This is a genomic window from Plantactinospora veratri, from assembly GCF_036421995.1.
Lineage (GTDB): Bacteria > Actinomycetota > Actinomycetes > Mycobacteriales > Micromonosporaceae > Plantactinospora > Plantactinospora veratri.
Genome location: NZ_JAZGQL010000004.1, coordinates 154,594 through 166,175, shown reverse-complemented (window position 1 = coordinate 166,175; position 11,582 = coordinate 154,594). Strand labels below are relative to the sequence as shown.

General features: G+C 73.6%; 12 protein-coding genes and 1 riboswitch. Of the genes, 4 read left to right on the top strand and 8 right to left on the bottom strand.

Annotation, left to right across the window (positions count from 1 at the left end; genetic code table 11):
* Positions 1–275 precede the first annotated feature (275 nt).
* A complete protein-coding gene (locus V1634_RS05605; RefSeq protein ID WP_331206653.1) occupies positions 276–1,088 on the bottom strand; it encodes a hypothetical protein in 813 nt (270 codons plus the stop codon).
* Between the two features lie 130 nt (positions 1,089–1,218).
* Here V1634_RS05605 and V1634_RS05600 point away from each other — a divergent pair, with 130 nt between their 5' ends.
* Together V1634_RS05600 and V1634_RS05595 are read left to right on the top strand one after the other, a co-directional pair.
* Positions 1,219–1,917: an ImmA/IrrE family metallo-endopeptidase gene (locus V1634_RS05600; protein ID WP_331206652.1), complete on the top strand. Its 699-nt coding sequence runs from the start codon at positions 1,219–1,221 to the stop codon at positions 1,915–1,917.
* Positions 1,910–2,962, top strand: coding sequence for a TrmH family RNA methyltransferase (locus V1634_RS05595; RefSeq protein WP_331206651.1), 1,053 nt, complete (start codon positions 1,910–1,912; stop codon positions 2,960–2,962). The genes V1634_RS05600 and V1634_RS05595 overlap by 8 nt, the downstream gene beginning before the upstream one ends.
* A gap of 2 nt (positions 2,963–2,964) precedes the next feature.
* Here the strand turns inward: V1634_RS05595 and V1634_RS05590 are convergent, their stop codons facing one another.
* From V1634_RS05590 to V1634_RS05580, 3 genes are all read right to left on the bottom strand, one after another.
* A complete protein-coding gene (locus V1634_RS05590; RefSeq protein WP_331206650.1) occupies positions 2,965–3,480 on the bottom strand; it encodes an O-acetyl-ADP-ribose deacetylase in 516 nt (171 codons plus the stop codon).
* A 97-nt stretch (positions 3,481–3,577) separates the two neighbouring features.
* The gene (locus V1634_RS05585; RefSeq protein ID WP_331206649.1) at positions 3,578–4,600 is read right to left on the bottom strand and encodes a coiled-coil domain-containing protein; all 1,023 of its coding nucleotides are present in this window, start codon (positions 4,598–4,600) and stop codon (positions 3,578–3,580) included.
* Positions 4,601–4,603: 3 nt separating this feature from the next.
* Positions 4,604–4,737: riboswitch (cyclic di-AMP (ydaO/yuaA leader) on the bottom strand.
* Between the two features lie 255 nt (positions 4,738–4,992).
* The gene (locus tag V1634_RS05580; protein ID WP_331206648.1) at positions 4,993–6,021 is read right to left on the bottom strand and encodes an SDR family oxidoreductase; all 1,029 of its coding nucleotides are present in this window, start codon (positions 6,019–6,021) and stop codon (positions 4,993–4,995) included.
* Positions 6,022–6,237: 216 nt separating this feature from the next.
* Between V1634_RS05580 and V1634_RS05575 the strand changes: the two genes are divergently transcribed.
* Positions 6,238–6,975 (top strand): polysaccharide deacetylase family protein, encoded by a 738-nt coding sequence (locus V1634_RS05575; RefSeq protein WP_331206647.1) that lies wholly within the window; start codon positions 6,238–6,240, stop codon positions 6,973–6,975.
* A gap of 102 nt (positions 6,976–7,077) precedes the next feature.
* Here the strand turns inward: V1634_RS05575 and V1634_RS05570 are convergent, their stop codons facing one another.
* Together V1634_RS05570 and V1634_RS05565 are read right to left on the bottom strand one after the other, a co-directional pair.
* On the bottom strand, positions 7,078–8,199 hold the full coding sequence (locus V1634_RS05570; protein ID WP_331206646.1) for a glycosyltransferase family 2 protein: 1,122 nt from the start codon (positions 8,197–8,199) through the stop codon (positions 7,078–7,080).
* Positions 8,200–8,354: 155 nt separating this feature from the next.
* Positions 8,355–8,900 (bottom strand): hypothetical protein, encoded by a 546-nt coding sequence (locus V1634_RS05565; protein WP_331206645.1) that lies wholly within the window; start codon positions 8,898–8,900, stop codon positions 8,355–8,357.
* Between the two features lie 355 nt (positions 8,901–9,255).
* On the opposite strand from V1634_RS05565, the gene V1634_RS05560 reads away from it, so the two are divergent.
* The gene (locus V1634_RS05560; protein WP_331206644.1) at positions 9,256–9,567 is read left to right on the top strand and encodes a hypothetical protein; all 312 of its coding nucleotides are present in this window, start codon (positions 9,256–9,258) and stop codon (positions 9,565–9,567) included.
* Between the two features lie 39 nt (positions 9,568–9,606).
* Here the strand turns inward: V1634_RS05560 and V1634_RS05555 are convergent, their stop codons facing one another.
* Entirely contained in the window at positions 9,607–10,080 is a 474-nt protein-coding gene (locus V1634_RS05555; protein WP_331206643.1) for a ribose-5-phosphate isomerase, read from the bottom strand.
* Between the two features lie 160 nt (positions 10,081–10,240).
* Positions 10,241–11,542 (bottom strand): DUF1015 family protein, encoded by a 1,302-nt coding sequence (locus tag V1634_RS05550; protein WP_331206642.1) that lies wholly within the window; start codon positions 11,540–11,542, stop codon positions 10,241–10,243.
* Positions 11,543–11,582: the final 40 nt, after the last annotated feature.

Here is an 11,582-nt window from a genome sequence, read left to right as displayed (position 1 = left end):
CTCCGATGTCCCCGGCGCCCGCTGACGCCTCGTCACCTCTCGGCAGGTCGGCGCCGATGTGATCGCTAACATTCAACCAGAGACATGGCCGGCCGTGATTGCGACAGTTGTCGAAATTCCCGGCCCCGATCGACCGCCGACAGTTCGGGTCCGCCGACCGTCACCGGCCGGGCAGAGGGACCTGAACAGCGGTCGCCTCGGTCGCCTGCTCCAGGTTCTCGTGTGGACAGAGCCGCCGCACCGTCGCCAGCGCCGTGAGCCGGTCGGCTTCGGCGTCAGGTGAACTCCCGGGGCGGTGTCTCGCCCGCCGGCAACCCGCCGTCAGGTCGGGACGGGAGGTCGGCGTGCAGCCGGGCCAGCTCGGTCGCGGTGCCGATTCCGGCGCGGAACGACGGATGTGCGACGTACTCCCGGATCGCCGAGGCGAGGAAGTCGGGTTGCACGTTCAACTGCCCGACCGGCAGCTCCTCGGTGCGCGGTGGGCGGCCGGACCACGCGTGCCAGCCCCGGCGGTAGAGCGTGATGCGAGGGCTGACCGGCGCCGGCTGCGGCGGCCCACCGGGCGCCAACTCGTCCCAGTCGATGGTGGTCGCGCCCGGGACCCCGGACACGGAGATCCCGGTCGGTTCCAGCACCAGACCTGCCCGCCGGTGAAACGGCGAGACCAGCGCGCACCCGACTACCACGGCGAACAGGGCGCCGTGGTAGCTATCGGACGGCCAGTCGTGGAAGCTGAGCTTGTCCCGCGCCGGTCCGCCCTCGACCACGACCAGTACTGCGGCAGTCCAGAGGTAGACGATCGTCAGGGCGCACTGGAAGCGGGGGAACGCCCCGACGACGAACCGGCGGGCTGCGGTGTCGACCTGGAAGGTGGCGGGCCGCCGTCCCAGCGGCGCGACGACCCGGATAAAGACGACCAGCGGCGCCACCACGGTGAGGACCAGCGCCAGCAGTTGGAGCAGCAGGCCGAGGCCGGCGGGGTCGATCCGGTCGGTCAGCGGTTCCACCCACCAGCTCACCGCGAATCGGCTCAGGAAGGCAACGATGCCGAGCGCCAGGGCGGCGGCCCGGAGCACGCCGAGCGACATGACCAGCAGCGTAGCGAGGCCGGTCAATGCCGTACCGGCCGCACGCAACAACCCCGAGCCGCGAAATCCGGTGGAGCCGCCGGCTTAGACCCTGGTACCAAGAGCCGATGCCGACACCATCCCGTACCGCGTGAGCCGTAGCCTGCACACCGACCCGTACCCGAGCCGGGCCGCCCGGCGACTCGGCGCACCCCGGGGCCGGCGCGCGGCCGAGCCGAGGGTACTGCGCCGACGCGCCCGCCTCGCCGTCCCCGAGCCGGAGGCCGCCGCGCCCGAGCCGGAGGCCCGGCCGGCGGCCCCGTACTCTCCGCCCCGGCTCCCGATCCGGGAGTCCCCGGCCCGGCCGGGCTTCCTGCATCCGGCGACCGTCGGCGACGTCACCCGGCTGCTGGGCTTCTTCGGCCCCGAGCTGCGGTACGGGCTCCGCGCCGTCGAACTGCGGCACGCCGTCGGCGCCGGCCGGCCCGGGCCGCTCCTCGCGGCGTTGCTGGTGCCGGGCGTGGTGATCCTGTACGAGCAGCCGCGACCGCCCTGGACCCTCCCCGGCCAACTGGTGCCGCGGTCCCGGTCCAGGTTGGAACGGGCCGGTGCCCGGGTCGAGTCCGCCGCGACGCTGACCACGATCGACTGGCCCGATTCGACGCTGCGCGACTTCGTGCTCTTCGACGGCCTGCTGCACGAGATCGGCCACCACCTGGTGCAGCACGGCACCGGCAAGCGGACGGTCCGGGTCCGCCGGACCGCCGACCACGAGCGGTACGCCGACGAGTTCGCGGCCCGCTGCCGGGAGCGCTGGGCGACCGCCGCGCCCGGGGTCGCCGGTGGATAGCCGTGCCCGGCTGGTCGGTGACGGTCTGGAGAACCCGGCCAACGCGTACGCGCTGCGGGACGCCGCCGCGATGTTCGGGGTGCCGTGCCTGTTCCGGGACGGCCGGGGACTGGCCGGGCGCTGGTCCGCCGAACGGGCCGGCGGGCCGCTGGACATGATCAGCAGCAGTGAACTGCTGGCGGCACCGACCCCGATCGTCGCCGTCGAGAACGCGCCCGGCGCGACCTCCGTGTTCGGTATCGCGCCGCCGGCCGGGCGGCCGTCGGTCGTCCTCGGCAACGAACGGCTCGGCGTACGGCCGGACGTGCTGCGGGCGGCCGCACGGTGCGTACAGATCCCGATGGCCGGTCGCGGGGTGAACACCCTGAACGTCGCCTCGGCGGCCGCGGTGGCCCTGCACTACCTGCTGGCGGCGTCCGGCCGGCGTACCGTCCGGGGCGCTCGTCCCGGGTCGCGGCGTCCGGCGGTACTGCTGGTCGGGCCCGGCGACCACGTCGAGGCGGGCAGCACGCTGCGCTCGGCCGCCGCGTTCGGCTGGCAGACGGTGGGGCTGGACGACCGGGCGAGGGTGTGGTGGGGCACGCCCCGCCCGGTACGCACCGAGGCCCGGGCCGCCGCCCGCAGCGCCCGCAACCCGCTGCGGGTGGTACCGCTGCCGGCGCAGCCGCCGTTGCCGGCCCGACGGGTGGTGGTCGCCGGGCTGCACGTCACCGGTCCGGCGCTGCACCGGGTCGACCTGACGGGCGGCCCGGAGACCCTGCTGGTGATTCCGGACGAGCAGGCGACCGGGCTGCCCGAACAGTGGCGACGGCTCGGCCCGAGGGTGGAGTTCGCCCGGCTGGAGGTGCCGGCGGCGAACGTGCCGTACCGGTACCGGCTGGTCGCGGCGATCGTGCTCGCCGAGGTCGCCCGGCAGCTCGGTACCCGTACGCCCGGACGCCCCGGCCCGGCACCCCGGCAGCGCCCCCGCTACGACAGCGCGCTCGCCCTGGTCGACTCCCCGGACGCCGAACTGGTCACCCCGGCGGAACTGGAGTCGTACTGAGATCAGGCGGGATCGGTGCCGTCGAGGGCCGCCTGGATCAGGCCCCGGGTCTTCTCGTCGAAGGCGACCAGTCGGATCGACTCGACCGCCGACGGTGTGGAGCGGAGCGTCCGCACCGCTATCCGCGCCGCCCGGTCGGCCGGGAACCCGTAGACCCCGGTGGCGATGGCCGGGAAGGCCAGGCTGCGCGCGCCCACCTCGTCGGCGACCGCCAGGCAGCGGCGGTAGCAGGAGGCCAGCACCTCGGCTTCGCCGTACTCGCCGCCCTCCCAGACCGGGCCGACGGTGTGGATGACATGCCGGACCGGCGGGTCGAGGTCGAACGCCGGGGTCGCCACCGCCTCGCCGGGTGGGCAGGGGGCGATCGCCCCGCCCGCCTCGGCCAGCCGGGGACCGGCCGCCCGATGGATGGCACCGTCCACACCGCCGCCGCCCAGCAGCGACTCGTTGGCGGCGGTGACGATCGCGTCCGCGTGCTCCCGGGTGATGTCGCCCAGGACGACTTCGATGCTGGCCACCCGCCGATGATGCCAGTCGGCGCCGCGACCTGTCCGCACAATGCCACCGCCCCGCCACCTGAGCGGACAGGTGACGGGGCGGTGGCGTTGGCTCGGGCTACAGCATCGAGACGTGCACGTGGTCGGTGTGGTCACTCGGACCGCTGTAGGAACTCCAGCCCTCGTCCGGGAACCAGATCTCCTTGTACCAGATCACGTAGAGGATGCCGAGCCGGTCCGCGTTGCGGATCAGGAACGCGGCCAGGTCGTTGCCGTACTTCATCTGGTCGTCGTTGGCGGCCCGGCTGAACCCGGAGTTGCGCAGCGACCAGTCACATGCGCGGCCCTTCGGATGCTCGAACGGCCCACCGGGCCGGAAGCAGCCGACGAACCTCTTGAAGCCCGCCCGGCGCACCTCGTTGTACATGTGGAGCGTCCGGGCGGTGATGCAGCCGCTGGTGGTCGGGTCCTTCTTGTTGCACGGCAGCCCGGGGAAGCCGTCCGCCATCCCCGGCCCCGGCCGGGCGACCGGCGAGGTGGCCGCCACCAGCCCCTTGTCGGGGCGCGAGTTGCCGCCCACCAGGGCGAGCGCCTTCTTCGCGTCCGACTGCTGCTTCTTGATGATCTTCTCTTGCGCGGCCTGCTTGGCGACCTCCTCGTCGATCGCCTTCTTGGCCGCGCCGACCTCGTTGCGCGCCTGGTTGAGCGCCCGGAGCTTGCTGTTGTTGAACAGGTTCAGCTCGTTGAGCGCCGAGGCCCGCTCGATGAACGAGTTCGACGAGGAGTCGGACGAGTTGTTGGTCAGCAGCATCGAGATGGCGCTGAGCTTGCCGCTGCGGTAGGACTCGGCCGCGATCTGGCTCGCCTCCGGCGTGAGCGCCGCCAGCCTGGCCTCCGCCTGCTTCAACTGGTTGCCGAGCTGCTGCTGCCGCCGCTGGGACTTGGTGCGTTCGGCCTTCGCCTCGGCGAGCCGCTTGCCGGCGCTGGCGAGCACGTCTCCGAGCACCGGCGAGTCGGCCTCCTCCTGGGGGGCCGGTTTCGGCGCGGGTGCCGCCGACGCCTCCGACGGGACCACGACCAGAGCTGCGGCGGTGAGCAGTGCCAGGGCAGTCGCCAGCCTTCGGCGTAGGGGTGCCCTCACATGTATCCCTTCCGTCGGCCGCCGACCGGGTTAGCTGACGGGTTCGGGATGGAAGTGGTCCCTACCGCTCGCGCGGATTCACCCCAGGGGTACGTGGGTCCCCGGCTCGCCGTGTGGCGATTAGGCGGCGATCAGCGCCGGCACCACTCGGTATCCGGCGGCTATGAACGGCAGACAGCATACCCGGTTTCACTTCCCGAATGGCAAGACCCGTTCGCAGGCAAAAGCGTTGCCAGGCAACGACTATCAGTAATCACGGCGCGTCAGACGCATCGAAGGTCATGCTTTGTCCACCATTATCGACTAGCTGCTGTCGGCTATTTACCAAGCGCGTTGTCAGCCGTCTGACGTGCGGAAACGTGTCCAGGTTGGTCGGTGGCGTGATTCTCCGGTCACCGTCGGCGCCAAGGCGTTGTGCCGAACAGCACACCGGCCACCGTACCGGCCGAGAGCAGACCCGCCGTCACCGCGCCCCGGTGCTGGGACAGCCAGAGTTGCGGACTCCGTGTGCGATACGGCGTGTCGAACGAGCCGTGCGCGCCCGGGTCCACCCCGGTGCCGTCGTCGACCGGGTGCCACAGGTTGGCCGGTCGACCCCGCTCGGCCGGCTGCTCCGTCTGCTGGCCGGAGTATCCCGTCCGGGCCAGATACCGGTCGAGCAGCCCGGGCACCAGCCGGTTGCCGAGGATGGTGCCGACCGTCGAGGCACCGACCCAGTACTCCCGCCGGCCCGGCCGGTCGGCCGCGTGCACGATGGCCCGGGCCGCGAGTTCGGGCTGGTAGATCGGTGGCACCGGCTGGGCGCGGTTGCGCAGCCGGGACAGTACCCAGTCGAACTGCGGGGTGTTCAGCGCCGGCAGGTGCACCATGGTGAGCCGGACCGGACTCCGGTCGTGCAGCAGTTCGCAGCGCAGCGACTCGGTGAAGCCCGCGATGGCGTGCTTCGCGCCGCAGTACGCGGACTGGAGCGGGATCGACCGGTAGGCCAGTGCCGACCCGACCTGCACGATCGTGCCGCTCCCGCGCGGCAGCATCCGGTCGAGGGCGGCCCGGGTGCCGTGGACGTACCCGAGATAGCAGACCTCGGTCACCCGCCGGAACTCCTCCGGTCCGATCTCCTTGAAGGGCGCGAACACCGAGACGATGGCGTTGTTGACCCAGAGGTCGATCGGCCCGAGTTCGCTGGTCGCCCGGTCCGCCGCCGCCTCCACCTGGTGGTGGTCCGCCACGTCGGTCTCGATCGGCAGCGCCACGCCCCCGGCCGCCCGGACGTCCTCGGCCGCGCCGCGAAGACCGGTACCGCCCCGGGCCAGCAGGGCGAGCCGCATCTCCCGGCGGGCCAGCAGCCGGGCCGTGGCGCGACCCACCCCGGCACTCGCTCCGGTGATCACCGCTACCCGCGCCGCAGGTCGCCCCCGCATCCGCTCCCCCGTCCCGAACCTCCCCGGTCGCCCGCGCCGGCTACCCGGCCGACGCCCCGGCAAACGCCGGGACGCTTCCGGAGCAGGCCGCCACGTGGCAACCGGAGTGACCGGCCCGGGCACCCGTCCGGGTGAGGATGAACCCCGGCCGGGCGGGTAACCGCGTCCGCGACGGTGCGGCGGGCGGAGCGAATGGTGCGGCGGGCGGAGGAACGAGTGCGCGGACGCGCGGTACCGGCGACGGCCGTCGGTGCCGCGTTGGCCGCCCAGGTGGTGCCGGCCGTGTTGGCCGCCCAGGTGGTGCCGGCCGTGACGGTGCTGCCCGGGGTACGGCTGCGGTTCTTTCCCCGGCTGAGCGGACGCGGCTCGCCGGGGCACGTCGCGCTCACCTTCGACGACGGCCCCGACCCGGCCTCCACCCCGCTCTTCGTCGAGACCCTCGCCGCGCACCGGACCCGGGCGACCTTCTTCCTGCTGGGGTCGATGCTGGCCCGCGCACCGGAACTCGGGCTGGATCTCGTCGCCGCCGGGCACGAGGTGGCGGTGCACGGCTGGGCACACCGGAATCTGCTCCTCCGGGGCCCGCACGCCACCTATCGCGACCTGGCCCGGACCCGCGAGCTGGTCGGAGCGGTGACCGGGCGGGTACCCCGGTTCTTCCGCCCGCCGTACGGGGTGCTCAGCGCCGCCGCCCTGATCGCCGCGCGCCGGCTGGACCTGACCCCGGTGCTCTGGACCTGCTGGGGGCGGGACTGGACCCGGTCGGCGACCCCCTCCTCGGTACTCGACACGCTGCGCGACGGGTTGGCCGGCGGCGGCACGGTACTGCTGCACGACTCCGACTGCACCTCCGCGCCGGGGTCCTGGCGGGCCAGCCTCGCCGCCCTGCCCCACCTGCTCGAGGAGTGCCTTCGCCGGGGTTGGCGGGTCGGGCCGCTCGGCGAACACGGCTGATCCGCCGGCCCGCCGCCTGCGCCGCCCGGGTCGGTCGCCCGCGGTACCCGCGCCCGCCGCCCTGGGCGCCGCGCCCGCCGCCCGGGCCCGTGCCCGGTGGGTTCAGCCCAGCCGGTCGGTCAACTCGCCGGGTACCGCCTCGACCCGGCTGCCGGGCACGGCCACCGGGGCCGAGCCGCCGGCACCGGCCGTCGACCGTGTCCCGGCGAGCGGATGCCGGACCCGGGTCACCACGCCGACGTGTGCCCGCCGCGCGGCCTGGAGCGCGGCGAACAGCCCGTACGCTCCGCGACCGACCAGCCGGTGCTTGAGCCCGACAGCGCCGCCCGGCGGCTGGTAGCCGGCGGGCGGCAGGTGGGCCCGGTACCGGGTGACGATCTCGGCGAAGAACTCGCGGCGGCGGCCAGGCGGCACCCGCCGGGGATGGCCGAGCACCTGCAACAGGTGCCAGATCATCCGCTGGAAGATCAGGTGACGCAGTTCGGCCGGCACCGCCGGGTCGGCGTCCAGCCCGGACAGCACCCGGTCCCAGTGCGCGAAGACCTCGAAGTGCCGATCGCTGACCGTCGCGGTGATCGCACCCTCGGGACGCTGCCGGTACGCGTAACAGCACCGGTCCAGCAGGGCGACCCGCTGCGCGGCGAGCATCAGCGGAAAGCTGAACGAGACGTCCTCGTACCAGCCGGGGCCGAAGGTCAGGCCGAGGTCGAGGAGGAACCGGCGCCGGATCACCTTGTTGCAGGTGATGTGCAGCACCGACAGCAGGCCCGGCCGCTGCCGGAGGGTGAAGGTCTCCGGCCCCGACCCCCCGGCACCGACCTGGGAGAGCGACAGGTGCCGGGTCCCGCCGTTCGGGTAGTACCGGGTGTACGCGGTGACCAGCAGGTCGGGCCGGGTCCGGGTCAACCGCTCGGCGACGGCGGTGAGGCTCCCCTCGGGCAGCCAGTCGTCGCCGTCGACGAACCACACGTACTCGCCGGTGGCCCGGGACAGGCCGGTGTTGCGGGCCGCCCCGAGCCCCTGGTTGCGGTCGAGGGTGACCACCACCAGCCGGGAGTCGCGTTCGGCGTACCGGGCCAGGATCGCCGCGCTGCCGTCGCGGGAACCGTCGTCCACCGCCACCAGTTCGAGGTCGCGAAAGGACGCGTCGAGGATGGAGTCCAGGCAGTCGGCCAGGTACTCCCGCACCTGGTAGACCGGGACTATCACGCTGAGCAGGGTCACCGTGGAAACCTCCGGGGGAGGACGGAGACCGAATAGTAGCGCCCAGTAATCGGGCGCCACGCGCTCGGTAACTATCGAGTGACCAAATTGTGATTTGTCACTTCGATCAACACCTGTCCGGATCTACCGGTCATCCCGGTCGCCGCACGGGTCGCTCAGAGCCCCGCCACCCAGTTCCACAGGTCGACCACCCACTCGGTCTGGCGCAGGTACGCCACCCCGACCCCGGCCAGGAAGATCCCGGTGACCAGGTGCGCGCCCCGGGCACTACGCCGGATCCGACCGAGCTGACGCTCCCAGACGACCCGGCCGACCAACCGGGCCAGCGCGAAGAGGCCGACCGCGACGAAGAGGGTCAGCACGAAGGTGACCACCGGACTGGTCAGGTCACCCCGGGCCGAGATCGCCCAGATCCCCCAGCAGACGAAGGCGAAGAGGCCGCCCAGCATGCTCCAGTGCCGCCCGATGCGCAGCTGCCGCCAGTGGTAGCCCGGCGGAAGCTGCTCCCGCTCCTGCTCCACCATCGGCCACCCGGTACCGGTCGGCTCGTGCGGCGCCTCCGGCTCGGTGCGCGGCCGAGGCACCCCGACCTGCGCCACACCGCGCCGGAAGCCCTCGGGGCCCGGCGGCATCCCCGGTCCCTCCGCACCGGGCGGCATCTCGACGGTCCGCTCGGCCCACGGCTGCGTCTGGTCTGCCATCTGTCCTGTCCTCCCCATCGGCCCGGGCCCGGAACCCGGTCCAGTTCCGAGGGTAGCCAGCCGGCAAAGCCCGCGCCGAGCCAGCGTCGATCCACCGGACAGGGCGACGACCCCGCGCCGTTCGACCTGCCAGCCCGAGTTCCGCCGCCCCTGGCCGACCTCCGCCGCGTTCGGCGGGCTGTGCACGGGTCACAGAGCGTGCCGGCGTTCGGGGCTCCCGCCGGTTCGGGGGCCGCTGAGCCGGGACCGGCACGCCACCGGCCGGTAGGGTCGACACCATGACCGGGCGGAGCGACGGCGTCGACCAGCTCAGGTCTGCCGGTCGTGACGCCGACGAGCGGATCGGGGAGGGACCATGACCGAGCCGGAGCGTCGACGGCGGAGGCTGCGGCACGACCCGTCGAGCGGCAGCGGCGGCACACCCGAACAGGGCCGTCGCGGCGGTGACCCGGGTACCGGGCCGGGCGCCGGGGACGACCGGGACGCGGAACGCGGCCTGCGCGGGCTGATCGGCTCGGGCGCCTCCCAGGTGAGTGTCGCGGCGGCGATGCGCGCCCGGGACGCGGCCCGGCCGACCGAGGCCGACCTCGCCGAGGCGGCCGACCGGCTGGTACTGGTCCGGCGCAACTGGGTGCCCCGGGACGAACTGCCGCGCGGCGGCCGCTGAGCGCCCGCCACCGACGAGCGGGGCGGGCGGCCCGTCCGGCTACGACGCGGGCAGCGCCGGCAGCGCGCCGGAGCGCTCGTACTCGGCGACCTGCCCGATCCGCCGCGCGTGCCGCTCGTTACCGGAGAACTGCGTGCTGAGAAACGCCTCCACGATCGCCGTCGCCTCGTCGAGGGTGTGCTGGCGGGCGCCGACCGCGACCACGTTCGCGTCGTTGTGTTCCCGGGCGAGCTGGGCGGTCTCGACGTTCCAGGCGAGCGCGGCGCGCACCCCGGCCACCTTGTTGGCGGCGATCTGCTCGCCGTTGCCCGAGCCGCCGATCACCACGCCCAGGCTGCCCGGGTCGGCCACCACCCGGGCGCCGCAGTGCAGGCAGAAGACCGGATAGTCGTCGTCCGGGTCGAAGAGGAACGGCCCGACGTCCACCAGTTCGTAGCCCTGCTTGGCCAGGTGGTTGGCCAGGTGCACCTTCAGTTCGTAGCCGGCATGGTCGGATCCCAGATAGACGCGCATACCGCGAGTCTGTCAGCCCGCCACCGGCACCCGCCGGCAGGCACCGCGACAGCCGGACAGATCACAACCCGGCACCGCCCACGGGTACGGTGCCGGGCGCCCGGAACGCCGCCGGCGCGCCCGGCAGCGTACTGAGCCGTACCGCCAGCTCGTCGCAGGGTCAGTCGCGCGGCGTCTCCGCCGTGTCCCGGCCCAGCTCGGCAAGGACCAGCCCGGCCCGGGCCTTCGGGGTGAACCAGGTGCTCTTCCGGGGCATCTTCTGCCGGGCCAGGTTGACCGCGACGAAGTCCTGCACGGTCACCGGGGCGATCAGGATCGCCAGCTCCGCCCGGCCGGCGTCGACCTCGCCGACCAGCCACCGCGCCGGGTAGTCCCCACCGACGTACGTGATCCGCTTGTCGCCGGGGTCGAGCCCGAGCGCGTCCCGCAGCAGCACCCGCTCGACGAGCGCGTGGTCGAGGTCCTCCACTCCCCCGCCGGAACCCGAGGGGAGGGTGACCGCGTAGGTCCTGCCGGCCGCGTAGAGCTGGATCGTGCCGCCGGAGTCCGGTACCGCCGCCGGGCCCGCCACCTGCTCGACCCTGGCGCCGGTCGCACGCAGCCGGTCCAGCAGCTCGTCGGGGGTGCTGGTCAGCTCGCTGACCAGCCGGTTGTACGGCTGGATCGCCACCGAGCCGGGTGTGGTGACCACCGCGAGGAACCGGGGCAGCTCGCCGATCTGCGCGGCCAGGCTGCGGTGGTTGCCGTCCGCGACGACGAGTTCCCCGGCACCGGCCAGCGCCAGCAGTTCGTCCTGGCGGGGCCCCGGCCCCTGCAACCAGATGGCGTGGGTCCGCCCCGCCTGGTCGGTGTCGGTCGCGGCCGGCGGACCGGCCGCGTCGGTGGCCTCGGCCAGCGCCCGGTGCAGCGCCTCGCCGGCATTCGGCCGCGCACCGCCGCCGTCGGCGCTGCTCACACCGTCGCCGTCGCTCGCACCGCCGTCGCCGCCGGCCCGGTTGCCGGTCTGGAGCAGCAGCACCGGCGAGAGGAGATGGCCGGTCGCCTCGGCGAGCGCCACCCGCTCCCGCACCTTGGCGATGAAGACGTCCTCGTTGCGGATCACGAGTCCGGGCTCGTCCGCACTGGTGGAGATCTGGTCGGTGTCGACCATGGCGAACATCCCGTAACCGGGCTCCTCGCCCGGCGCGGTGATCCGGTAGAGCACCACGACCTGCTCGGCCGGGGTGTAGCTGCCGTCGGCCCGCGCCTGTGCCAACCGGGCGACCGCCTCGGGCAGCGCGTCGGTGAAGGACCGCCCGACGCTCTCCGGCGCCCGGTGCGGCATCTCGATCGCGAGTGCGCTGGCTGGGTTGTCCCGGATGATCGCCGTGATCTCGGCGTCGTCGGCGAACTCGTCGTAGTTCTGGGCGCCGGTGCCGCCAGTGGTGACCCAGGCGCGGCTGATCGGATGCACGACCGTCATGTGCCGGAACGCTACCGGCGGTGCCGGAGCCGGCGTACGG

Bases quoted from the DNA above. Each gene is read 5' to 3' on its own strand.
- V1634_RS05605 (WP_331206653.1), bottom strand. From the start codon at position 1,088: ATGTCGCTCGGCGTGCTCCGGGCCGCCGCCCTGGCGCTCGGCATCGTT.
- V1634_RS05580 (WP_331206648.1), bottom strand. From the start codon at position 6,021: ATGCGGGGGCGACCTGCGGCGCGGGTAGCGGTGATCACCGGAGCGAGT.
- V1634_RS05565 (WP_331206645.1), bottom strand. From the start codon at position 8,900: ATGGCAGACCAGACGCAGCCGTGGGCCGAGCGGACCGTCGAGATGCCG.
- V1634_RS05560 (WP_331206644.1), top strand. From the start codon at position 9,256: ATGACCGAGCCGGAGCGTCGACGGCGGAGGCTGCGGCACGACCCGTCG.
- V1634_RS05555 (WP_331206643.1), bottom strand. From the start codon at position 10,080: ATGCGCGTCTATCTGGGATCCGACCATGCCGGCTACGAACTGAAGGTG.
- V1634_RS05550 (WP_331206642.1), bottom strand. From the start codon at position 11,542: ATGACGGTCGTGCATCCGATCAGCCGCGCCTGGGTCACCACTGGCGGC.